Annotated in this window: 20 protein-coding genes; 9 read left to right on the forward strand and 11 right to left on the reverse strand. The window is 73.0% G+C overall.

The window, feature by feature from the left end; genetic code table 11:
- Nucleotides 1-17: 17 nt before the first annotated feature.
- The 6 genes from G514_RS0123230 to G514_RS0123255 form a co-directional block, all read right to left on the reverse strand.
- Nucleotides 18-866: an amino acid ABC transporter permease gene (locus G514_RS0123230; RefSeq protein WP_028653699.1), complete on the reverse strand. Its 849-nt coding sequence runs from the start codon at nucleotides 864-866 to the stop codon at nucleotides 18-20.
- Nucleotides 863-1,795, reverse strand: a complete 933-nt coding sequence (locus tag G514_RS0123235; RefSeq protein ID WP_028653700.1) for an ABC transporter substrate-binding protein — start codon at nucleotides 1,793-1,795, stop codon at nucleotides 863-865. The genes G514_RS0123230 and G514_RS0123235 overlap by 4 nt, the downstream gene beginning before the upstream one ends.
- A gap of 26 nt (nucleotides 1,796-1,821) precedes the next feature.
- The gene (locus G514_RS28595) at nucleotides 1,822-3,393 is read right to left on the reverse strand and encodes a glycosyltransferase (RefSeq protein ID WP_051248162.1); all 1,572 of its coding nucleotides are present in this window, start codon (nucleotides 3,391-3,393) and stop codon (nucleotides 1,822-1,824) included.
- A 10-nt stretch (nucleotides 3,394-3,403) separates the two neighbouring features.
- Entirely contained in the window at nucleotides 3,404-4,321 is a 918-nt protein-coding gene (locus tag G514_RS28600) for a glycosyltransferase family 2 protein (RefSeq protein ID WP_051248164.1), read from the reverse strand.
- Entirely contained in the window at nucleotides 4,318-5,346 is a 1,029-nt protein-coding gene (locus G514_RS0123250) for a sulfotransferase family protein (protein WP_028653701.1), read from the reverse strand. The genes G514_RS28600 and G514_RS0123250 overlap by 4 nt, the downstream gene beginning before the upstream one ends.
- A 193-nt stretch (nucleotides 5,347-5,539) precedes the next feature.
- Nucleotides 5,540-6,883: a GH1 family beta-glucosidase gene (locus G514_RS0123255; protein ID WP_028653702.1), complete on the reverse strand. Its 1,344-nt coding sequence runs from the start codon at nucleotides 6,881-6,883 to the stop codon at nucleotides 5,540-5,542.
- Nucleotides 6,884-6,923: 40 nt separating this feature from the next.
- Here G514_RS0123255 and G514_RS0123260 point away from each other — a divergent pair, with 40 nt between their 5' ends.
- Nucleotides 6,924-7,592 carry a pirin family protein gene (locus tag G514_RS0123260; RefSeq protein ID WP_169576561.1) on the forward strand — a complete coding sequence of 223 codons (669 nt, stop codon included), beginning with the start codon at nucleotides 6,924-6,926 and terminating at the stop codon, nucleotides 7,590-7,592.
- Between the two features lie 18 nt (nucleotides 7,593-7,610).
- Here G514_RS0123260 and G514_RS0123265 read toward each other — a convergent pair whose 3' ends face one another.
- Nucleotides 7,611-8,516 (reverse strand): diacylglycerol/lipid kinase family protein, encoded by a 906-nt coding sequence (locus G514_RS0123265; protein WP_028653704.1) that lies wholly within the window; start codon nucleotides 8,514-8,516, stop codon nucleotides 7,611-7,613.
- Nucleotides 8,513-10,096 carry an FAD-binding oxidoreductase gene (locus G514_RS0123270; RefSeq protein WP_051248165.1) on the reverse strand — a complete coding sequence of 528 codons (1,584 nt, stop codon included), beginning with the start codon at nucleotides 10,094-10,096 and terminating at the stop codon, nucleotides 8,513-8,515. The genes G514_RS0123265 and G514_RS0123270 overlap by 4 nt, the downstream gene beginning before the upstream one ends.
- Before the next feature lie 17 nt (nucleotides 10,097-10,113).
- Here G514_RS0123270 and G514_RS0123275 point away from each other — a divergent pair, with 17 nt between their 5' ends.
- The 6 genes from G514_RS0123275 to G514_RS0123300 all read left to right on the forward strand — a co-directional run bounded on the left by G514_RS0123275 (nucleotide 10,114) and on the right by G514_RS0123300 (nucleotide 16,292).
- On the forward strand, nucleotides 10,114-10,716 hold the full coding sequence (locus G514_RS0123275) for a TetR/AcrR family transcriptional regulator (RefSeq protein ID WP_028653706.1): 603 nt from the start codon (nucleotides 10,114-10,116) through the stop codon (nucleotides 10,714-10,716).
- On the forward strand, nucleotides 10,713-12,272 hold the full coding sequence (locus tag G514_RS0123280) for a glycerol-3-phosphate dehydrogenase/oxidase (RefSeq protein WP_028653707.1): 1,560 nt from the start codon (nucleotides 10,713-10,715) through the stop codon (nucleotides 12,270-12,272). The genes G514_RS0123275 and G514_RS0123280 overlap by 4 nt, the downstream gene beginning before the upstream one ends.
- A gap of 85 nt (nucleotides 12,273-12,357) precedes the next feature.
- Nucleotides 12,358-13,416, forward strand: coding sequence for a sigma-70 family RNA polymerase sigma factor (locus tag G514_RS28605; protein ID WP_245582318.1), 1,059 nt, complete (start codon nucleotides 12,358-12,360; stop codon nucleotides 13,414-13,416).
- On the forward strand, nucleotides 13,413-14,045 hold the full coding sequence (locus G514_RS28610) for a TIGR03086 family metal-binding protein (RefSeq protein WP_051248167.1): 633 nt from the start codon (nucleotides 13,413-13,415) through the stop codon (nucleotides 14,043-14,045). Before G514_RS28605 ends, G514_RS28610 begins: the two co-directional genes overlap by 4 nt.
- 9 nt (nucleotides 14,046-14,054) lie before the next feature.
- On the forward strand, nucleotides 14,055-15,029 hold the full coding sequence (locus G514_RS0123295; RefSeq protein WP_028653708.1) for a helix-turn-helix transcriptional regulator: 975 nt from the start codon (nucleotides 14,055-14,057) through the stop codon (nucleotides 15,027-15,029).
- A 27-nt stretch (nucleotides 15,030-15,056) separates the two neighbouring features.
- A complete protein-coding gene (locus tag G514_RS0123300; protein WP_245582319.1) occupies nucleotides 15,057-16,292 on the forward strand; it encodes a low temperature requirement protein A in 1,236 nt (411 codons plus the stop codon).
- A gap of 8 nt (nucleotides 16,293-16,300) precedes the next feature.
- Here the strand turns inward: G514_RS0123300 and G514_RS0123305 are convergent, their stop codons facing one another.
- Nucleotides 16,301-17,644, reverse strand: coding sequence for an MFS transporter (locus tag G514_RS0123305; protein WP_028653710.1), 1,344 nt, complete (start codon nucleotides 17,642-17,644; stop codon nucleotides 16,301-16,303).
- A 103-nt stretch (nucleotides 17,645-17,747) separates the two neighbouring features.
- Complete coding sequence (locus G514_RS0123310; RefSeq protein WP_028653711.1) at nucleotides 17,748-18,719, reverse strand: DUF2332 domain-containing protein; 972 nt, start codon at nucleotides 18,717-18,719, stop codon at nucleotides 17,748-17,750.
- Between the two features lie 59 nt (nucleotides 18,720-18,778).
- Here G514_RS0123310 and G514_RS0123315 point away from each other — a divergent pair, with 59 nt between their 5' ends.
- Nucleotides 18,779-19,285 (forward strand): NfeD family protein, encoded by a 507-nt coding sequence (locus G514_RS0123315; RefSeq protein ID WP_028653712.1) that lies wholly within the window; start codon nucleotides 18,779-18,781, stop codon nucleotides 19,283-19,285.
- 34 nt (nucleotides 19,286-19,319) lie between these two features.
- Nucleotides 19,320-20,864, forward strand: a complete 1,545-nt coding sequence (locus tag G514_RS28615; RefSeq protein WP_084152348.1) for a flotillin family protein — start codon at nucleotides 19,320-19,322, stop codon at nucleotides 20,862-20,864.
- A gap of 120 nt (nucleotides 20,865-20,984) precedes the next feature.
- On the opposite strand, the gene G514_RS0123325 is transcribed toward G514_RS28615, so the two are convergent.
- A complete protein-coding gene (locus G514_RS0123325; protein WP_028653713.1) occupies nucleotides 20,985-22,442 on the reverse strand; it encodes an NAD-dependent succinate-semialdehyde dehydrogenase in 1,458 nt (485 codons plus the stop codon).
- Between the last annotated feature and the right edge of the window lie 91 nt (nucleotides 22,443-22,533).

The following is a 22,533-nucleotide window of genomic DNA, read 5'->3' on the forward strand; positions in this document are numbered from 1 at the left end:
GTCCCCGTGGGGTGTGGTCACAGTGCACCTGCCCGCTCGCGCTCCATCCAGCGCCGCTGGAGCCAGTCGCAGAAGCGCGCCAGCGGCACCGTCATCACCACGAAGAAGGCCGCGACCACGACGAGCGGCGTGTAGTTGAAGTTGAAGTTGCCGTAGTCGCGCGCGGCGAACAGCGCGTCGAAGATGCCCGCCGACGACACCAGCGCCGTGTCCTTCTGGAGCGAGACGAAGTCGTTGAGCAGCGGGGGTACGACGCGGCGCACCGCCTGCGGCACGACGACGTGGCGCAGCGCCTGCGGGCGGCTCAGCCCCAGCGCGATCGCGCTCTGCACCTGGGAGGGGTGGATGGAGTCGATGCCGGCCCGGAACACCTCGGCGACGTACGCGCTGTAGGACACGACGAGCGCGACGCCGCACCAGAAGAGCGCGCTGTTGGGCACTCCCTCCAGCTGCAGCGCCGGCATGCCGAAGGCGAACAGCACGATCAGCAGGATGGTCGGCACGCCGCGGATCACGTCGGTGTAGAGCGCGGCCAGCAGCCGCACCGGCGTCAGCCAGGCGGCCCGCGCGTTGCGGGCCAGCGCGATGGCGAGCGCCAGCACGAGGATGAGCGGCTCGCAGATCATGAACAGCTTCACGTTGATCCAGAAGCCGTCGAGGATCGCGTCGAACGACTCGCGCGCGTGGAACCCGTCGAAGAACGTCTCGTGGACCCGCTGCCACCCGGGCGACGACACGACGCCCAGCGCCAGCAGCCCGAAGACCAGGACCGTGACGCCGGTGGCGACCACCGTCGACCGGGTGGCCTGGCGACGGCGTACGGCCCGGCGCTCGAGCTCGCGCTCGCTCGGCGTCCAGTCGCTCACTGCAGGACCGGGACGTCGACCTCGCTCGAGAGCCACTGCTGCTGGATCTGGTCGAGGGTGCCGTCCGACGCCAGCGCGGCCAGCGCCTCGTTGACGCACGAGACGAGCGGGTTGCCCTTCTGGAACAGCATCCCGAACTGCTCGGGGTCGCTGCCGGCGGCGTCGAACTGCCCGATGATCGTGGCCTTCGGGATCTCCACCGCCGTGATGTAGAACGCGGTCGGGAGGTCGGCGATGATCGCGTCCACCTGGTTGTTGAGCAGTGCCTGCTTGGCGGCGTTGGTGTCCTCGAAGACCGCCGGGTCGTTCGCCGGGTCGACGACGTCGCGGATCACCGTCAGCGACGTGGTGCCGGTCTGCGCGCCCAGCTTGAAGTCGGCGAGCTCGGCGACCGAGGTGACCCCGGCGACCGGGGAGTCCTTCAGTGCGATCACGGCCTGGCTGGCGGAGTAGTAGCCGTCGGAGAAGTCGACGACCTTCGCGCGCTCGGGCGTGATCGAGATCTGGTTGATGTCGAAGTCGAAGTCCTTGTCGCCGGGCTTGTAGGACTGGTTGAAGCCGACCGTGACCCACTCGACCTGGTCGGGGGTGAACCCGAGCCTGTCGGCCACGGCGTACGCCACCGCCGACTCGAAGCCCTGGCCGTTGGTGGGGTCGTCGTCGACGAACCACGGCTCGTACGCGGGGGAGTCGGTCGCGATCGTGAGCTGGCCCGCGGCGTTCAACGTGAGCTGGTCGGGGGCGCACTCGGGCGAGAGGCCGCCCGCCTCCGTGGGCTCGTCGGTCGCCGCCGCCGACGTCTCCTCGGTCGGCGCGGACGTCGTCCCGTCGTCCGTGGCGCTCGTCCCGCTGCTGTCGTCGGCGGGGGCGCACGCCGCGAGCGGCACGAGGACCAGGGGCAGGGCGACGAGGACAGCACGCAGGCGCATGACCGTGATCGTAGGGCCAGGCCGCGCTACCCGGTACCGAGCTCCATGAGCCGGCCAGGGCTGAACCTGGGCCGGGTCTCGGCGGCCCGCGAGCGCAGCTCGTCGAGATCGGCCTGCCAGGTGTGGCCGGTGTCGGTGCGCCGGAGCACGTAGCCGAGGCCGTGGGTGCGGTACGTCGCGCCGCCGGCCGCGCGGACCGCGGCGATCAGCTGGGCGTCGACGTGGCGGCGTACGGACCGGAAGCCGCCGACCTCGTGCAGCAGCCCCCGGTCGAGCATGAGCGTGCCGCCCGCCACGAACTGCCGGTAGACCTCGCTCGGCTGGCCGATCCTCACCGTCTCGTCGGTCGGCTCGAGGTAGTAGACGTCGTCGGGCATGCCGACCAGCTCGGCGCCGCTGTAGTCGCGGGCGAGCAGGAGGTCGGCGACGGCGTCGGGGGCGTACCAGTCGTCGTCGTCCATCTTCAGCACGACGTCACCGGAGGCCGCCTCCGCCGCCACGTTCAGGACGTCACCGAAGACCGCGTCCTCGGGCATCGGAACTTGCTCGACAGTCGAGTCATTTCCGAGCTCTGCCAGTCGCGCAGCGTCGACCTCGAAGCCGTGCGGGGCCAGCACGAGCTCCAGACGGGCGACACCGCGCTGGCGGGTCACCTGTCCCACCGCGTGCTCGAGGAGGTCGGGCCGGCGGGTGGCTAGCACCACCGACACGGACGGCTGCGCCGCACCCCGAACGCCAGCGATCGCGGCGAGCCTGGCTCGCCAGGCGAACGAGGAGTACGCCGTCAGCGCGGCCCGGCGCAGCACGAGGCTGTGCTCCTCGCGCGCCTGCGGGTCGGCGAGGTCGACCCGCGCGGTGATCGCGGCGGTGACGTCGGGACCGAGGTGCGCGGCGACCCGGCCCGCCACGCGTTCGGCGGTCAACGGCACGCCGGCCATGGCCAGGCCCGCCACCACGCGCGCCGTGCGCAGCGGTGTCTCCTCGGGCAGGTCGACCCGGACGCCGAGGTGCCGGCGCAGCCCGCGCACCAGGGCCTCGGTCGGGCCGCGGCCCCAGTCCTGCTCGGAGAGGTCGACGACCGGGCCGTCGACGTCGCGCTCGAAGCCGATCGGGTTCAGCACCCGCTCGTCGAGCGGGCCCAGCTCGAGCACCGGGTCGGGGTCGGTGACCTCGACCGGGTCGGCGGGGACCTTGTCGGTCGCCTCGTCCGGCAGCACCACGCCGCGCTGCCCGGCGTGGTCGGGCCAGACCGCCTGGCGTCCGAGCTCGGCGACGACGCGGTGCACCGGCACGGCTGCGTCGAACCGCAGCACGGTCAGCCAGCCGCCGTCGACGGCGCGCGACCGGATCGTCGTCAGCGCCGGCCACTCCGGGCGGGGGGTGAGCGAGAGCGCCGAGCGCCCCTCGTCGAGCCAGACCGCCAGGGCGGCGGTGCGCACGCCCTTCGGCACCCGCAGCGCGCGGAGCTCGCCGCGGTCGCGGACGGTCACGGCCACGCGGTCGTACCTGCCGCGCTCGACCTCGCCGTCGGGGCCGATGACGACGTGCGACTTCGGCGCCTCCTGCACGAAGCCGTCGAGGGCGGGACCCGGACCCATCAGGCCGCCCTCACTTCGAGGCCGGCCGGTCTGCCTCGGCCAGCTCGAGGCGCAGGGTGAGCGGTCGCGGCTCGAGCTGCATCCAGCGCTTGGTGACGTGGTCGACGACGTGCACGCCGGGCGGCGCCTCGATGCGGGTGAGGCCCTCGACGTCCTCGGGCCGGCCCTCGTGCAGCGCGCGCATGACCTCGAGCTCGCGCGCCTTGCGCGGCGTACGGACCGGGTCGAAGGAGGTGTCGCTCCAGTGCGCGAACTCGTCCTGGTCGAGCCACTTGAGCTCGACGCACATGCCCTCGGGGGCGACGATGCGCTCGCTGGTCGGCGGGAACTCGCGGACCTCCCACTCGAAGGCCTTCACGAACGTGAACTCCGGCCCCATCGGGTAGACCCACGGCTCGAGGAAGCGGTAGCCGAGGTCGAGCCACGCCACCGACTCGCTCTCGACCGACATCGGGTGCCGCGGGATCGCGACCACGGCGTTGGAGTCCTCGAGCTGCCAGGAGAGGTCGCGCAGCAGCTCGACGCCCTCGGCGCTGAGCACCATGTCGCCGTCCCACTTCATGGAGTACGACGTCCGCACGTGCGAGAACGACCAGTTGTAGAAGTAGGTCAGCGAGTGCACCGAGTCCGGCGGTGTCTCGAGGTGCTCCGCGCCCGCCCGCGCGACCCGGAACGGGTAGCTGGCGAGCGTGAACCGCGAGGTCGCGCCCAGCTCCTCGGCGACGCGCTGGGCGACCTCGGCGGTGCCGTCGTCGGAGCCGTTGTCGACCAGCACGACGTGCTGGACGGCGTCGAACATGGGCGGCAGCACCCACGGCAGGTTGCGAGCCTCGTTCTTGACCCGGAAGACGCAGGTGAGGCCGGGCGTGAGCGGGCCGTCCTCCCAGGCCCAGCGGATGGGGAAGTCGGCGGGGTCGGGCTCGGTCACGAGCCCAGCGCCCGGCGGAGCCGTCGGCGGACGCGCACGTCGAACGGGTCCGCCGCGGGTGGTCGCTCCTCGAGCGCCTGCTGCCGGCCCTGGCGCCGGGCCGCGATGACGCTCGACTGCGCGACCGCCTCGGCCTCGTCGTAGAACGCCGCGTAGGCCTCGCGGACCTCGTCGAGCAGGGCGTGCACGTCGGGGGTGTCGCCTCCGGGCTCGGCGAGCTTGCTGAGCCCGCGCCAGGTCTCCTCGGCGAGCTCGCGCAGCCGGGCCGGGACCGCGACGTCGTCCCAGGTCGTCCGCACCCGCTTGAGGTCGGGGTCGATGAACTGGTGCACCTTGCGGATGTCGTTGGCGCTCGCGCTCTTGACCGCCTCGAGGTCGAGCTCCTGGCCGAGCCGGAACACCGGCACCGTCCAGTCGGTGAGCAGGTCGTCGTACCTCACGAACGCGCGGGTGCCCTCGCGGGTGGCCCGCTCGGTGTGCAGCATCATGTTGACCCAGGCGGCGGTGCGCTGCACCTCGCTGAACGCGGACCCGGTCTGGCCGGGCGCGTAGTAGCGCTGCTTGCTGCCGACCACCTCGGTGACGTGGCGGAGCATCGTGACGTACGACGGCTGCGCGTCGGTGCGGAGCGCCGCGGACTTCCAGAGCCCGAGGAACCACGCGAGCCGCGGGTCCTTGATCACGAGCTCGTCGACCGCCGGCTCCTCGCCGACTGCCTCCCTGAACTGCGGCTCGAGCCACTCGGTCAGGCGGGCGCGGGTGATGCCCGACGTGCTCGCCTTGCCGGTCTCGAACCACGCCGAGGGCCGGGCGTCGGACACCTGCACGTGGCAGCGCTGGAGCAGCTCGTGGTGCAGGTCGACGACCCACTTCGACTCCGCGAACCCCTTCGGGTTCGTCTCGTCGGCGGTCACCTCCGGCTGCGGCACGTGCATGCCGAGCGCCTGCAGCGCGCCCGCCATCGTCGACGTCCCGCTGCGCCCGGAGCCCACCACGAACACCACGCGGCGCCTGCTCTCGGACATGGGAGGCAGCCTAGTGGCGGCAGGCCTGCTGCTTCGTATGCCCTGGCCCCTGCCGCTGGGCCCGGGCCGCGCTAAGACCAATTCAGCGCAATCGCGCCCAATCGGTCTTGTTTCACGCGTGAAACAAGACCGAACCCGTGCGATTGCGCTGAATTGGTCTTAGCAGGGAGTTGGAGTGAGGGCTCGGATGACGTCAGTCGACCCGCTGCGTCTGGGCCGCGATGAACTGGCGGTACCAGTCGAAGGAGCGCTTGGGCGTGCGCTTCTGGGTCTCGAAGTCGACGTGGACGAGGCCGAAGCGCTGGGTGTAGCCCTCCGCCCACTCGAAGTTGTCCATGAGCGACCAGCAGTAGTAGCCGCGCACGTCGACGCCACGCTGGATCGCGGTGGCGACGGCGTTGAGGTGCGACTCCAGGTAGTCGATGCGGGGCTGGTCGTCAACCACGCCGTCCTCGCCAGGACCCATGTTGTAGGAGCACCCCGACTCGGTGATCATCAACGGCGGCAGCGCGGCGCGGAACCTCGCACGCGTCATCACCAGCCACTCGCGCAGGGCCTCGGGCACGACCGGCCACCCGAAGTCGGTGACGGGGTAGCCCAGGACCTCGCGGAACTCGAAGGGCATCTCGGCGTCCTCGTCGGTCGCCGCGACCCGCATCGGGTTGTAGTAGTTGACGCCGTAGAAGTCGAGCGGCTGGCGGATCGTGGTGAGGTCACCCTCGAGGATGACGTCCTCGACCAGCGGGAGGCAGTCCTCGGGGTAGCGGCCGAAGAGCATCGGCTCGATGAACAGTCCGTTCCAGAGCCCGTCGAAGAGCTTGCTCGCGCCGACGTCCGCCTCGTCGTCGCTGGCCGGCCAGATCGGCGCGTGGTTGTTGGCGCAGCCGATGCTCGGGATCCGGCCGCGGACGGACTCGCGCAGCGCGATCGCCGCGCGCCCGTGCGCGAGGAGCAGGTGGTGCGCGGCCGGCAGCGCCTCGAAGAGCAGGGCGCGACCGGGGGCGTGCATGCCGATCGCGTAGCCCATGATCGTGACGACGTTCGGCTCGTTGATCGGCACCCAGTGCTCGACCCGGTCGCCGAAGCGCTCACCGACGATGGCGGCGTAGTCCGCGAACGCGTCGATGGTGGCCCGGTTGAGCCAGCCGCCGTCGTCCTCGAGCGCCTGGGGCAGGTCCCAGTGGTAGAGCGTCACCATCGGGTTCACGCCGGCCTCGAGCAGCTCGTCGATGAGCCGGTCGTAGAACGCGAGGCCCTTGGGGCTGGGGCGGCCCTTGCCGGAGGGCTGGATGCGCGGCCAGGAGATCGAGAAGCGGTAGGCGTTGGCCCCGAGCTCCGCCATCAGGGCGACGTCCTCGGAGTAGCGGTGGTAGTGGTCGCACGCCTGCGCGCCCGACGAGCCGTCGACGATCGAGCCCGGCTTGGCGGTGAAGGTGTCCCAGATGCTCGGGCCCTTGCCGTCGCTGCTGACGGCGCCCTCGATCTGGTACGCCGCAGTGCTGGTGCCGAACCGGAAGCCCGGTGGGAACCGGGGCATGCCTTCGGCCTGTGACTCCCCCACGGGCACAATCTGTCACGTGGCTGTCGAGATCCGCCGGGGAACCGACCGATTCGTGGAAAGGCTGCCGGGGCGGCTCACCCTGCACGCGTTCTCGTTCGGGTCGTCCTACGACGCCGACCACGTGCGGTTCGGGCCGATGGTCTGCCACGACGACCACCTGCTGCGGGTCGGCGAGGGGTTCGCGCCGCACGAGCACGCCGACCTGTCCATCGTGACCTGGGTGGTCTCCGGCGCGCTCGACCACGACGGCCCGACCGGAGCCGCCCGCGTCGAGCCGGGTCAGGTGGCCGTCCTCCGCACCGGGCGGGGCGTCACCCACGCCGAGGTGGCGGCCGCGCCGCAGACGCGGTTCGTGCAGGTCTGGCTGGCGGCCTCCGACGAGGCCGGGCCGAGCGCGCCGACGTACGACGTCCTGACGCCGGAGCTGACCCCGGGCACGCTGGTCCGCGTCGCCGAGCCCGAGCCGGGCGCGGTCCTCTCGGTGGTCCGGCTCGGCGACCACCAGAGCGTCGTGATCCCGTCCGGCCCCCGCACCCACGTCTACGTCGCTCGCGGCGCGCTGCTGCGCTCCTCGCTCGCCGAGCCGCTCCACGAGGGCGACGCGTTCCTCTTCACCGACGAGCCCGACACCGAGCTGACCGCCGGCGTGCCCACGGACCTGCTGGTGTGGTCGTTCGCCGCCTGAGGAGGGGACGCCCGGGACTCAGGCGATCACGGACAGCGCGCCGGGGCGGACCTCGACGACCGCGGGCGCGCCGGTCAGCGGCGGCAGCTGACCCAGCGGCTCGCCGTCACCGCCGACGGGGACCGGCCGCACGCCGGTGGCGCGCAGCTCGACGCGCGCGCCGGTCAGCACGGTGACTTCGGGCAGCGACACGTGGCCGCCGTCGTAGACCTTGGGCAGCGACCGCATCAGCGCCAGCTTGGAGGCCGCCTCGATCACGACGACGTCGAGGATGCCGTCGGAGACCGCGGCGGCGGGCGCGATCTTCATGCCGGAGCCGTAGTAGGCGGAGTTGGCGACCACGACGTTCGCGGCGTCGTACGACGACTCGACGCCGTCGACCGAGACGACGTAGCGGGCGGGCGAGTAGGTCGCGAGCGAGCGGAGCGCGGCCCAGGGGTACTGCAGCTTGCGCGGCAGCCACTGCGAGCGGTCGACGATCTCGCCGGCGCGCGCGTCGACGCCGGAGTAGACCGAGCCGGCCACCAGCCGCGGCTCCCCGCCCGGGAGCGTGAGGCAGACGAGGTCGACGTCGCGTACCTCGCCGTCGAGGAGGAGCGCGGCGACCGAGGCCGGGTCGGACGGCAGCCCGAGCATCCGCGCGAAGTCGTTGCCGCGACCGGCCGGCACCACGCCGAGCGTGCCACCCGCGGCGGAGACCAGGCCGGCGAGCGAGGACAGCATGCCGTCGCCGCCGACCGAGACCACCACGTCGCCCTTCTTCACCGCCGCCGCGACGAGCGCGCCCATGGCCCTCGGGCCCGGGGAGTAGGTCACGTCGACCGAGGCACCGTGGTCGCGCAGGATCCGCGCCACCGGCACCACCGCGGCCGGAGCCGCACCGCCGCCGGAGGCGGGGTTGACCAGGAAGGTGAACGACCTCACGGGACGAGCACCCCCGGGTTGAGCACGCCGGTCGGGTCGAGGTCGGCCTTCACCGCACGCAGCACGGACGCGCCGAGCTCGCCGATCTCGTGGACCAGCCACGGCTTGTGGTCGGTGCCGACCGCGTGGTGGTGGGTGATCGTCGCGCCGGCGGCGACGATCGCGTCGTTGGCGGCGGCCTTCGCGGCCAGCCACTGCGGCAGCGGCTCGGCCGCCCCCTTGGTCGCGACCGTGAAGTAGAGCGAGCACCCGGTCTCGTAGACGTGCGAGATGTGGCAGAGGACCAGCGTCCCCTCGCCGAGCGCCTGCTCGAGCGCGGTCTTGACCCCGGTGTAGAGCGCCTCGCGGTGGGACCAGAACGTCGCCGTCTCGAGCGTCTCGACCAGCACGCCGACGTCGAGCAGCGAGTCGCGGAGGTACGGCGCGTGGAACCGCCCGTGTGCCCACGCCTCCCCGGCCGCCTCGCCCACCGGCGCGCCGCCCAGGCCCGTGAGCAGCTCGGTGACCGCGGCGCGCTTGGCCTCGACCGCGGCGGGCGTGCCCTCGTAGCCGGTGATCATCAGGCAGCCACCGGAGGAGGCGCCGCCGATCTCGTCGGGACGGGCCAGGTTGATCGCGGTCTCGGCCTCGTCGGAGAGGCGGAGCACCGTCGGCAGCATCCCGGCCTGGGCGAGGGTGCGCATCGCGTCCGCCCCGGCGGCGAACGACTCCCACCGCCAGCCCTCGTAGGCCTGGACGTCCGGCAGCGGCCGGACCCGGACCGTGACATCGGTGATCACGCCGAACGCGCCCTCCGAGCCGAGGAAGAGCTGCCGCAGGTCAGGGCCCGCGGCGTTCGCGGGCGCGGAGCCGAGCCGCACCTCGCCGCGCGGCGTCGCGACGCGGAGCCCGACGACCAGCGCGTCGAAGCGGCCGTAGCCGGCGCTCGACTGCCCCGACGAGCGGGTGGCCGCGAAGCCGCCGATCGTCGCGAACTCGAAGGACTGCGGGTAGTGGCCGAGCAGCACGCCCTCCGCCGCGAGCAGCGCCTCGGCCTCGGGGCCGCGCAGCCCCGGCTCGAGCACCGCCGTCATCGACTCGTGGTCGACCGAGACGAGCCGCTTCATGCGCACCAGGTCGAGCGAGACCAGCCCGGCGAACCCGTCGCGGCGCGCGGCCAGACCGCCGGTCACGCAGGTGCCGCCGCCGAACGGCACCACGGCCACGTGGTGCTCGACCGCCCACGCGAGGACGGCGGCGACGTCGTCGTGGGAGCCCGGGCGGACGACGGCGTCGGGCGCGTCGGAGAGGTCGCCGGCGCGGGCGCGGAGCAGGTCGGGCGTCGACTTGCCGCGGGTCCGCAGGCGACGGGTCCCGTCGTCGAGGAGGACGTGCTCCTCGCCCAGGACGCCGCGCAGCGGGTCGAGCAGCTCGTCAGGAATCGCGGACGGAGGGACCGCCACCTCGTCGAGGGCCGGCGTCTCGGAGAGCCCGAAGGCCAGCTCGATCAGGCCCCGCGCCGAGTCCGGCAGGTCGGTGGCCGCCGCGGGGTCGCCCCAGCGCTGGGGGTGCATCTCGACCTGCTCCGTCAGTCCTGTCATGTGTTACAGTGTGACATATGTCGTCACTTCGTCACAATCCCGTCGAGGACGAACCGGCGCGTGAGCCTCGCGACGCCTACCTCGACGCGGCCCGCGACTGCATCCTCGACGTGGGCTGGCGGCGTACGACGCTCACCGAGGTGGCCCGCCGGGCCGGCGTCTCGCGGATGACGATCTACCGCACCTGGGCCGACATGCCGACGCTGCTCGGCGACCTGATGACCCGCGAGTGGGCCGGCGTCGTGACCGGGCAGGTCACCCAGGACGGACCGGCCATCGGCCGCATCACCGACGCGATCCTCGGCACCGTCCGCCAGCTGCGGCACAACGAGCTGTTCGTCCGCATCGTCGAGCTCGACGCGGAGCTGATCCTCCCCTACCTGTTCTCGCGCCGCGGCCGCTCCCAGGACCTGATCCTCGCCCTCACCGCCGAGGCGGTCGCGGAGGGCCAGGAGGCCGGCGAGATCAGGAGGGGCAACCCCGTCGCCATCGCTCGGGCGGTGCTGCTCGCGGCCCACGGGTTCGTGCTCTCCGTGCACACGATGGTCGACGACGAGGCCTCCGAGGAGGAGCTCGACGACGAGCTCGCGACCCTCATCACCCGGACGCTGCAGCCGTGACCGCCACGCCGACCGGTCGCCTGATCACGCCCGGGCTCGCCGGCGCCCCGACCGAGGTCGACGTCGTCGTGGTCGGCCTCGGCATCACCGGCGCCGGGGTCGCCCTCGACGCCGTCACCCGCGGGCTGACCGTGCTGGCGGTCGACGCCCACGACCTCGCGTTCGGCACCTCGCGGTGGTCGTCCAAGCTCGTGCACGGCGGCCTGCGCTACCTCGCGTCGGGCCAGGTCGGCGTCGCCCACGAGAGCGCGGTCGAGCGCGGCATCCTCATGGAGGTCACCGCGCCCCACCTCACCCACGCGATGGCGACGCTGATCCCGCTCAACGACGCGGTCTCGAAGGTCCAGGCCGGGGTGATCCGCGGCGGGCTGCTCGGCGGAGACCTGCTCCGCCGCGGCGCGCGCACCAGCAAGGGCACCCTCCCCCGGCCCCGCCAGGTCTCGGCCACCGAGGCGCTGCAGCTCGCTCCCCCGCTGCGCAAGGCGGGGCTGCGCGGCGCGATGCTCGGCTGGGACGGCCAGCTCGAGGACGACGCACGCCTCGTGGCGACCGTGGCCCGGACCGCGGCGTCGTACGGCGCCGAGGTCCGCACCCACGCGCGGGTCCTGACCGCGACCGGCACGTCGGTGACCGTGCGCGACGAGCTGACCGGCGGCACGCTGGAGGTCACCGCACGCACGGTGGTCAACGCCACCGGCGTCTGGGCCGCGGGCCTCGTCGACGAGATCAGGCTGCGACCGAGCCGCGGCACCCACCTGGTGCTGCGCGCGGAGTCGGTGCCCGGGCTGCGCGCCGCGGTGTTCGCGCCGGTGCCGGGCGAGACCAACCGCTTCGTGCTCGTCCTCCCGCAGGCCGACGGCACGGCGTACGTCGGTCTCACCGACGAGCCGGTCGACGGCCCGGTGCCCGACGTGCCCGAGCCGACCGAGCCCGAGATCGGCTTCCTGCTCGACGTGGTGTCCGCGGCGTTCGAGCGGCCGCTGCACCGCTCCGACGTGGTCGGCGCGTACGCCGGGCTCCGGCCGCTCCTCGACGCCGGCCCGGGCGGCGAGACCGCCGACCTCTCGCGCAAGCACGCGACGCTGGTGAGCGGCTCCGGCGTCGTCACGATCGTCGGCGGCAAGCTCACGACCTACCGCAAGATGGCCGAGGACGCCGTCGACGCCGCGCTCGACCACGCCGGGGTGGACGCCGGCGAGTGCCGCACCCGCGAGCTGCCGCTGCTCGGCGCGGCCGACCGGGTCACCCTGGCGGGGCTGGAGCTGCCCGCGCGGCTGGTGCGCAAGTACGGCACCGACGCCGCCCTGGTGCTCGACACCGCGCTGGCCGTCGGGCTCTCGGAGGCCGAGGCGCTGGCTCCGGTCGCCGACGGCGTCCCGGTCACGCTGGCCGAGCTCGTCTTCGGCGTCACCCACGAGGGCGCCGCCGACGTCGACGACCTGCTCGACCGCCGCACCCGCATCGGGCTGATCCCGGCCGACCGGGTGCTCGCCGTACCCGCCGCCGAGCGGGCCCTGGCGTTGAGTCGGGAGTCCCGACTCAACCCGCACCGATGAGTTTTCGCCTCGACCGGTGTCCGTACCTGACGGCAGACTGGCGAGCGGCAGGAGACCCGTGGTGACCACGCTTCAGGAGCGACCTTTGACGTCAACGCAGCAGGACGACCCCACCGCGGAGCTGTCCGACTTCCCGACGTTGACCGAGAGGTACCAACGCGAGCTGCTCGCGCACTGCTACCGCATGAGCGGCTCGGTCCACGAGGCCGAGGACCTCGTGCAGGAGACGTTCCTGCGCGCGTGGAAGGCATCCGCCAGCTTCCAGGGCCGGTCGTCGGTCCGCACCTGGCTCTACCGCATCGCCACCAACGTCTGCCTCACCAACCTGGAGAACAAGCCGCGCCGGCCGCTGCCCGCCGGCCTCGGCACGCCCGACCAGATGGCCGGCGACGCGCTCGAGGAGAACCACGAGATCGCGTGGCTCGAGCCGGTCCCAGACGCGTCCGTCGTGGTCGCCGAGCGCGACTCGATCCGGCTCGCGTTCGTCGCGGCGCTCCAGCACCTGCCCGCGCGCCAGCGCGCGGTGCTGATCCTGCGCGACGTGCTGCGCTGGTCGGCCGCCGAGGTCGCCGAGGCCCTCGACACCACGGTCGCCGCCGTCAACTCCGCCCTCCAGCGCGCCCACGCCCAGCTCGACGGCCGCGGCCTGACCGCCGACACCGTCGACGACGGCCTCGACGACGGCCAGCGGATCCTGCTCGACCAGTACGTCGACGCGTTCTGGCGCAAGGACATCGACGCGATCGTGCGGCTGCTCAAGGCCGAGGCGACGTGGGAGATGCCGCCGTTCACCAGCTGGTACCTCGGCAACGAGAACATCGGCCGCCTGATCAGCACGCAGTGCCCGGGCGGCATCAACGACATGCCCATGATCGAAACCCGCGCCAACGGCCAGCCGGCGTTCGGCCTCTACATGCGCACCAAGGCGGGCGACTTCGAGCCGTTCCACCTCCAGGTCCTCGACATCCGCGACGGCAAGGTCGCGCACGTCGGCGCGTTCTTCGACCCGGCGCTGTTCCGCACCTTCGGGATGCCCTCGCGGCTGCCGGCCGGCTACAAGCCCGGCGACCCGGTGCCGGAGGCCGAGGTGGCGCGCGGCGACCACGTCCCGCTCGGACACGAATCGCTTGCGGACTCGCGGTGACGACCTCGGCGGCCCTCCACGGTGCCGTCGAGCTGCTCGACCGCTCCCTCGCCTACACGCGGGTGGTGCTCGCCGACGTGCGCTGCGACGGCCTCGACCGCCCCACCCCGTGCGCCGGGTGGTCGCTGGCCGACCTGCTCGCCCACATGGAGGACGCGCTCGACGCGTTCACCGAGGCGGCGGCGGGACACGTCGAGGTGGCGCCGGTGCCGCCGACCGGCACCCGCGTCGACGCGCTGCGCGAGAAGGCCTGCGCGCTCCTCGGCGCCTGGGCGGCGGCGCGGTCGGCGCCCGGGGCCGTCGAGGTCGGAGGCCTCGGGCTCGACGCCCCGACCCTCGTGGCGACGGCCGCGCTCGAGATCACGCTGCACGGCTGGGACGTCGGGCAGACCACCGGACGCCGCACCCGCATCCCGGCCGACCTTGCTCAGGGCCTGCTGGCCGTCGCGCACCACGTCATCGACGCCACGGACCGCGACCGCCGGTTCGCCGCGCCGCGGCCGGCCCGCCCCGACGCGCCACCCGACGTCCGGCTGCTGTCGTGGACCGGGCGCACACCCGTACACATGACTGAACCACTACGGGGCAATAGCACCGAACCGACCGCGCACCCGGGGCTCGCTTCCTAACCTGTTCCCATGCCTGGGGTCCCGTCGCTCGTCAGCGCCATCGAGCGCGTCCGCGCCGGCGCCCTGAGCGAGGGGCTCGACCAGCTCCTGGCGCTGCACTCCACCCACGGTCCGGACTCGTCCGAGCCGCTGCCGGACGTCGAGCTGGCCGCCCTCCTCGGTGCGCTGATCGACTGCCGGCTGGCCCGCGGTGACCTGGCGAACGCGATGACGCTCGGCGAGGAGCTGACCCCGCTCCTGGCCGGCACCGGGCTCGCGGCCGCCCTGGCCCACCTGGCGAAGGGGGAGGTCTGCGCCGCGCTCGGGGACGCCGAGGCGGCGGTCACGCACTTCGTGAAGGCCGGACAGCTCGCACCCGACGCCGACGTCGACGTCCTGCCGTGGCGCGCCGGCGCTGCCCTCGCCCACCTGCGCAACGGCAACGCCCGCGCGGCCGGTGAGCTGGCCCGCGAGCACGTCGACCTGGCCCGCCGGGGCGGGTCGCCGTACGCCATGGCCGGAGCGCTGCGCACCCTCGCCGCGGTCGACGCCGGGCCCGACCGGATCCAGCACCTGCTGCGGGCCCGCGCCGTCCTGGCCGGCACCGCGGCGGAGCGGATCTCGGCCCAGATCGACACCGACCTGGCCGGCCTGCTCCTGCTCACCCACGCGCCCGACGCCGAGGAGCGGGCCCTGGCCCTGCTGCGCTCGGCCGAGGAGCACGCGGGTCGCCAGGAGCTCTGGCCGCTGCAGGGGCGGGTACGCCGCCTGCTCGACCGGCTCGGCGAGCAGCCGCGCAAGGTGCAGACCGAGGCGATGGCCGCGCTCACCGTCTCCGAGCGCCGGGTCGCCCGGATGGCGGCGGACGGCCTCACCAACCGGCAGATCGCCGGTGAGCTCGTCGTGACGGTCAAGGCGGTGGAGTGGCACCTCTCGCACGTCTACCGCAAGCTCGGCATCTCGTCGCGGTCCAGCCTGGCCTCGACCCTCGGCGCCTCCGTCTGACCGACGGACTTCCCTAGACTCCTGCGCGTGGCGCAGCTGCAGCACGCCGTACGCCGGATGGCCGGGCGCGACCCCCACGAGGCGGGCCGGGCGTCGACCCCTCTCGAGCTGCTCTTCGACCTGACCTTCGTGATCGCGTTCGGTGCGGCGTCCAACCAGCTCGCCCACGCCCTGGCCGAGGACCACGTGCGAGAGGGCGTGCTGGCGTTCCTGCTCGCGACGTTCGCGGTCACCTGGGCGTGGATCAACTTCACGTGGTTCGCCTCGGCGTACGACACCAACGACTGGCCGTTCCGGCTGACCACGATGGTGCAGATGGTGGGCGTGCTGCTGCTCGCCCTCGGGCTGCCCGACATGTTCGCGTCGGTGATCCACCACGACGGCCACCTCGACCTCCGGCTGATGGTCGCCGGCTACGTGGTCATGCGGCTGCCGATGGTCGTCCAGTGGCTGCGCGCCGGACGGCAGGACCCCTTGCGGCGCACGCTGTGCTCGACGATGGTCGCCACGCTCGTGGTCGGCCAGGCCGGATGGGCGCTGCTGCTCCTGGCCAACCCGGCGATGGGCCCGACCGTCGTGGTGGTGCTCCTGCTGATCGTCATCGAGGTGGGCGGGCCGCTCCTCGCGGAGAAGCGGCACGGCGGGACGCCCTGGCACGGCCACCACATCGCCGAGCGCTACGGCCTCATGGTGATCATCTGCCTGGGCGAGGGGCTGCTCGGCACGAACGCCGCCCTCGCGGCGCTGGTCCACGACGGGTGGACGGTCGACATCGCCGTGCTCGGGCTGGCCGGGACCGCGCTGACCTTCGGGGTCTGGTGGACCTACTTCGTGGTGCCGTCCGGCCACCTCCTCGCGGCGCACCGCGAGCGCTCGTTCGGCTGGGGCTACGGCCACCTGCCGGTCTTCGGGGCCGTCGTCGCCATCGGCGCCGGGCTGCACGCCGCGGCGTACTACCTCGAGGACGAGACGCACCTCGACGCCACGGGGACCGTGCTCGCCGTCGCGGTCCCGCTGGCGGTCTACGCCGTCTGCTTCTACGCGCTCTACTCCACGCTGACGCGGTCGCTCGATCCGTTCCACGTCGTGCTCATCGTCGTCACCGCCGTGCTGCTCGTGCTGCCGGTGGTGATGGCCGCCGCCGACGTCGACATGGTGTGGTGCCTGGCCGTGCTCGCGCTGGTGCCGTGGGTGACCGTGGTCGGCTACGAGACCGTCGGCCACCGGCACAACGCCGAGGTGCTCGCCGCCCTGGAGAGCTAGGCCATGGCCTAGGCAGGGACGCTCGTCGCGTCGTCGGGCTCCCCCGTCGGCTCGTCCGTCGGCTCGTCCGCGATCGACTGGTTGTCGTCGCGCAGCGGGTGGGCGAGCTCGTCCTGCGGGAGCCTGGCCCAGACGATCGCGACGACCGCGAAGACCACTGGCGCGATGCCGGCGATGGCGAAGGTCGGCCGCAGGCCGATCGCCTCGGAGACCGGTCCGGCCAGCGCCATCGAGACCGGCATCAGGCTGACCGAGACGAAGAAGTCGAGCGAGGCGACCCGGCCCAGCATGTGCGGCGGCACCCGGCGCTGGAGGAGCGTGCCCCAGATGACCATCGGCGCGGAGAAGAGCGCGCCCGACACGAACGCCGCGACGACCAGCTGCCAGACGGCGTTGGACAGGCCCATCGCCAGCAGCGGGAGGCAGCCGACGCCGAACATGACGTTCATGATCGTGAGGTAGCGGCGCGGCATGGGGAACGACGCCATCGTGAGCGAGCCCGCGGCGCCGCCGATGCCGAACGCCGCGAGCACCCACGCGTGGTCGTGCGGGCCGCCGCCGAGCCGGTCCTTGATGAGGAACGGGACGAGCACCTCGAGCGGGCCCATCATCACCAGGATCATCAGCGAGGCGAACAGCAGCGTCGCGAGCAGCCACGGCGTGCGGAGCATGTAGCTCCAGCCCTCGCGCATGTCGGCGAGGGCGGAGCGGACCGGGTGCTGCGGCTCGGCGGCGGCGTCGAACTCGCGCCGGACCGCGGTGAGCGGGACCACCGACAGCGCGACGAGGCCGAGGAGGGAGCAGGTCGCCGCCACCGCGACCGCCGCGCCCGGCGAGACCGCGCCGACGACGACACCGGCGACGGCCGGGCCGATCGCCTGCCCGACGGTCGGCCGCACCATGCCCTCGAAGCCGTTGACGGCCATCAGGTCGGACTCGGGGACGAGCGCCGGCAGCCACGCGGAGTAGGCGGGGTAGTAGAACGCCATGCCCATGCCGGTCACGAACGAGACGCCCGCGAGGTGCCACAGCGCGGTGTGGTCGGTGACCGACAGGGCGGCGACGAGGCTCATGCCCGCCAGCTCGACCGCCGCGACGACGAGCAGGATCAGCTTCTGGGGGACGCGGTCGGCGACCACCCCGGCCAGCAGCGCCGGCAGCAGGACACCGACGGCGCCCGCGGTCGAGACGACCGAGAGCTGCGCCGGACCACCGTCGATCCGGATCACCTCCCAGACCAGCGCGACCACCCAGACGCCGGAGGCGAACGTCGAGAGCGTGAGCGCGACCGCCAGCCGCCGGTAGGCGGCGTGGCGGAACGGCGTCAGCGCCCGCGGCAAGGTCCTGCTCATCGATCCTCCTGGTCCGCCCCCGAGTCTGCCGGTCAGGACCGACGACCTCGACCGAATTCATCGGTCAGCTGACCTCGTCGGCCGCCGTCGAGGTCAAGCCCGGTCACCACCAGCGCAGGTCGTGACCGTGCCCGTGCGTGTGCGCGACGACCCGGCCGTCGAGGGCGAGCTCGAACCGCCGCGGCGTCGACGGCGGCCCGGTCGCGGTGACCGCCGGGAAGATGCCCGGGGCCTCGTTGCTCACCCAGTGGCAGCCGTCGGCGACCAGACCGCGCATCAGCTCGAGCATCCGCTCGCGGTCGGGCAGGGGGAGGTACGCCGCGACCGCGCTGTGGAACACGACCACGGTGCCGTGGCCGCCCGCCTCCGCCACGAGCGCCGGCAGCGCGTCGAGCAGGTCGCAGGTCACGAGCCGCGGCGGGTCGGCCCGGGCGACCTCGACCGCGTGTGCCAGGCGGGCGCGGCGCGCGTCCTGCTCGGGCCAGACCAGCGTCTCCAGCCACGCCATCGCGTCGCCGTCGGTGACGTCGAGCGGGTGCAGGTCGATGCCGCCCCGCCAGGCGACCTCCGGCAGGGCGCGGGGCAGCGGCGCCGGCCCGGTGACCGCGCAGCCGAGGCGGGGCTCGGGCCCGAGCGCGACGTCGCCGTCCGCGGTGGTCCACCGGTAGCCCCACCGGTCGGGGAACAGGTTGAGGCCAGCGCTGGCGCCGACCTCCAGCAGGGCCACCGGGCCGGCCGGCACGGCGAGTCCGAACGCCGGCAGGAGGGTGGCGAGCCGTCCGACCTCGTTGGTCTGCGTCGACCGCTCGAGGATCGTGGTGCGGATCGTGCCGTCGTCGGAGAGCAGCGCCGACCGCAGTCCGGCGTACGGCCCGGGCGCCGGAACGCCGTGCCACCGCGCGGCGGCGAACACCAGGTTGGGCTGCTTCTTCAGCCCCGGCAGCTCGTCGACCCAGGCGAGCACCTCGGGATCGGCGGCGACGCCCTCGCCCCACTCCACGAAGCACGGCGAGTCCTCGCTCGCCTCGTCGGCGAAGCGTAGGTACTGCTCGCGCACCCCGGCGTACGGCTCCACGCTGCCACCTCCCTGGCTGCGGTTAGGCTCTGCTCCCCGGACGGACGGAGCCAGTTCCCATGACGACATTCTTGGTCATCGGCATCGTCGGGCTCGTGCTGGTCGGGGTCTCGCTGGTGCTGGGCGACCTCTTCGACGGCGTGTTCGACGCGCTCGCGGGCGACGTCTTCTCCAGCGCCGTGCTCGGCGGGTTCGTCTCGGCGTTCGGCTTCGGCGCGGCGCTCATGCAGGGCCTCGGCGCGCCGGCCGTCGTGTCGGTGCCGGTGGGCGTCGGCGCCGGCGTGGTCGTGGGCTGGCTGGCGTGGGGGCTGACCAAGCTGGTCAAGGACGGCGGGAGCGACGGCACGCTGTCCTCCGACGACGCGCTCGGTCGCTCGGGCCGGGTCATCAGCGCCATCCCGGCCGACGGCTACGGCAGCGTCCGGCTGATGATCGGTGGCCACAGCGTGCAGCTGAACGCGAAGGCGGACCGCCCGGTCGAGCCCGGCACCGAGGTGCACGTGACCGAGATCCTCTCGCCCACCGCGGTGCAGGTGTCACCGGTCTGGAACGAACTGCCGTCGTGAATCGTCGTACCGCTTCCCACATGAAGGAATCCCGATGCTGATCCCGCTCGCCGGACTCGCCGTTCTCGTCGTCCTGCTGGTGCTGCTCGTCACCAGCCGCTACAAGGTGGCCGGCCCCAACCAGGCCTTCATCGTCACCGGCCGCAAGGGCAAGGCGGTGCTCAATCCCGAGACCGGCGCGCTGACCACCGACCTGTCCGGGCAGAAGGTCATCCTGGGCGGCGGGACGTTCGTGATCCCGTTCGTGCAGAAGCTCGCGACGATGGACCTCTCCAGCCGCCGGATCTCGGTGCAGATCCGCGGCGCGGTGTCCGGGCAGGGCATCAAGCTGAACGTCGACGGTGTCGCGATCGTCAAGGTCGGCGGCAACGCCGACCAGATCCGGCTGGCGGCCCAGCGGTTCCTCAGCCAGCAGGCGGACGTCGAGCCGTTCACGCAGGAGGTGCTCGCCGGCGCGCTGCGCTCGATCGTCGGCTCGCTCACGGTCGAGCAGATCATCCGCGACCGCGCGGCGTTCGCCCAGCGGGTGGCCGACGAGTCGGAGACCTCGCTGACCGGGCAGGGCCTGATCCTCGACACCTTCCAGATCCAGGACGTCACCGACGACGGCACCTACCTCGCCGACCTCGGTCGCCCCGAGGCGGCGCGGGTCGGGCAGCAGGCCCGCATCGCCGAGGCCAACGCGCGGCAGGCCGCCGAGCAGGCCTCGATCGCCGCCGAGCAGGAGATCGCGATCGCCCAGCGGACGCTGGCCCTCAAGCAGGCCGAGATCAAGGCCGAGACCGACGCGGCGGCCGCGCAGGCGAACGCCGCCGGGCCGCTGGCGCAGGCCGACCGAGACCAGGCGATCCTCACCGAGCAGGAGAAGGTCGCCGTACGCCAGGCGGCGCTGACCGAGCGCCAGCTCGAGACCGAGGTCCGCAAGCCGGCCGACGCGGCGCGCTACAAGGTGGAGCAGGAGGCCGAGGCCTCCCGTTCCGCCGAGATCGCCGCCGCCGAGGCGCGCAAGGCCGCGACGATCGCGGCCGCCGAGGCCGACGCCGAGAAGGCACGGCTGTCGGGTGAGGCGGAGAAGGCGAAGCGCTCCGCGCTCGCGGAGGCCGAGGCGATCGAGGGCGCCAAGCGCGGTGAGGCCGAGAAGGCGCGGCGTACGGCCGAGGCCGACGCGACCCGCGCCGAGGGTGAGGCCACCGCCGCCGCGACGCTCGCCGTCGGCCAGGCCGAGGCCGAGGCCATGGACAAGCGGGCCTCGGCGTTCGCGCACTACAACGACGCCGCGGTGCTGCAGATGCTGGTGCAGGTGCTGCCCCAGATCGCCAAGGAGGTCGCCGCGCCGATCTCCGCGATCGACACGCTCACGGTGCTGTCGACCGACGGCGCCGGCGCGCTGCCGAAGCAGGTCACCGACAACGTCGTGCAGACGCTGAACATGCTCAAGACCGCCACCGGCATCGACCTGGAGTCGATGATCAAGAAGGGCGTCGGCGGCGCGCTGGGCGGCGACGACGAAGAGCCGGGCCCTCCCGCCGTACGTGCGGCTGCCGCCAAGAAGCCTGATCAGGCCGGGGCGTCGAGCTGACCGGGGGCAGTTTCACCGGGTACCCGGTGAAACTGGAGCTGTCCGTGTGGAGTTCCATGCGGTCAGCGGCAGTTTCACCGGGTACCCGGTGAAACGCGTGACCCGTGGTGCCAGTGGGACTCAGTCGACCGCCAGCGCGACGTACGTCGTGTCGAGGTACTCCTCGATGCCCTCGAAGCCGCCCTCGCGGCCGAAGCCGCTGGCCTTGACGCCACCGAACGGCGCGGCGGGGTTGGAGACCAGACCGGTGTTGACGCCGACCATGCCGAAGTCGAGGGCCTCGGCCAGGCGGATCGTGCGCTGCAGGTCGCGGGTGTAGACGTAGGACGAGAGGCCGTACTCGGTGTCGTTGGCCTTCGCGACCGCCTCGTCCTCGGTCTCGAACGTCGTGATCGGCGCGACCGGGCCGAAGATCTCCTCGCGGTTGATCTCGGCGTCGTGGGGGACGTCGACCAGCACCGTCGGCGGGTAGAAGTAGCCCGGGCCGCCGTGCGCCTGGCCGCCCACCACCACCGAGGCGCCGGCCGAGACCGCGCCGTCGACGAGCCTGCTCACCGAGTCGACCGCCTTCTCGTCGATGAGCGGCCCGACGTCGGTGCTGTCGTCCTGGCCGCGGCCGAGGGTGAGCGCGCCCATCCGGTCGGCGAGCTTCTTGGCGAACTCGTCGGACACGCTCGAGTGCACGAGGAACCGGTTGGCGGCCGTGCACGCCTCACCCATGTTGCGCATCTTGGCGAGCATCGCGCCGTCGACGGCCGCGTCGACGTCGGCGTCCTCGAAGACCACGAACGGCGCGTTGCCGCCGAGCTCCATGCTGACCCGCTGGAGCTGGTCGGCCGCCTGCTTCACGAGCTGCTTGCCGATGCCCGTCGAGCCGGTGAAGCTGACCTTGCGCAGCCGCGGGTCGCCCATGATCGCCGAGCTGACGTCGCCGGCGTGGGTCGTGGTGACGATGTTGAGCACGCCGTCGGGCAGGCCGGCCTCGGCGAACGTCGCCGCGAGGGCTAGCATCGTCAGCGGCGTCTGCTGGGCCGGCTTGACCACCATCGTGCAGCCGGCCGCGACCGCCGGGCCGATCTTGCGGGTGCCCATCGCGAGCGGGAAGTTCCATGGCGTGACGAAGAGGCACGGGCCCACCGGCTTCTTGATCGTGAGCAGCCGGCTGCCACCCGCGGGCGCCTGCATCCACCGGCCGTGGATCCGCACCGCCTCCTCAGAGAACCAGCGCAGGAACTCGTTGCCGTAGGTCACCTCGCCGGCGGCCTCCTTGAGCGTCTTGCCCATCTCGAGGCTCATCAGCTCCGCGAACTGGCCGCTGCGCTCGGCCACCAGCTCGAAGGCCCGCCGCAGGATCTCGCCGCGCTCGCGGGCCGGCGTACGCGCCCAGGCGTCCTGCGCCGCCACCGCCGCCTCGAGCGCGCGCTCGGCATCGGCCACCGCCGCGTCGGCGACCTGGCAGAGCACGGACCCGTCGGCGGGGTCGAGCACGTCGAACGTGGCGCCCCCCTCGGCGTCGCTCCACTGACCCCCGATGAACAGGCGTCGCTGGTCGCTGGGAAGGAAGTCCAGACCGCTCATGACGGTCACTTTCTCACTGGCCGCAAAGACATGACAGCCGGGGCGGCCGTGTGCTTATCTGGGATCAGTCGACTTCGGAGGGAGCACTGCG

Source organism: Nocardioides halotolerans DSM 19273, from assembly GCF_000422805.1.
GTDB classification, from domain to species: Bacteria; Actinomycetota; Actinomycetes; order Propionibacteriales; family Nocardioidaceae; genus Nocardioides; species Nocardioides halotolerans.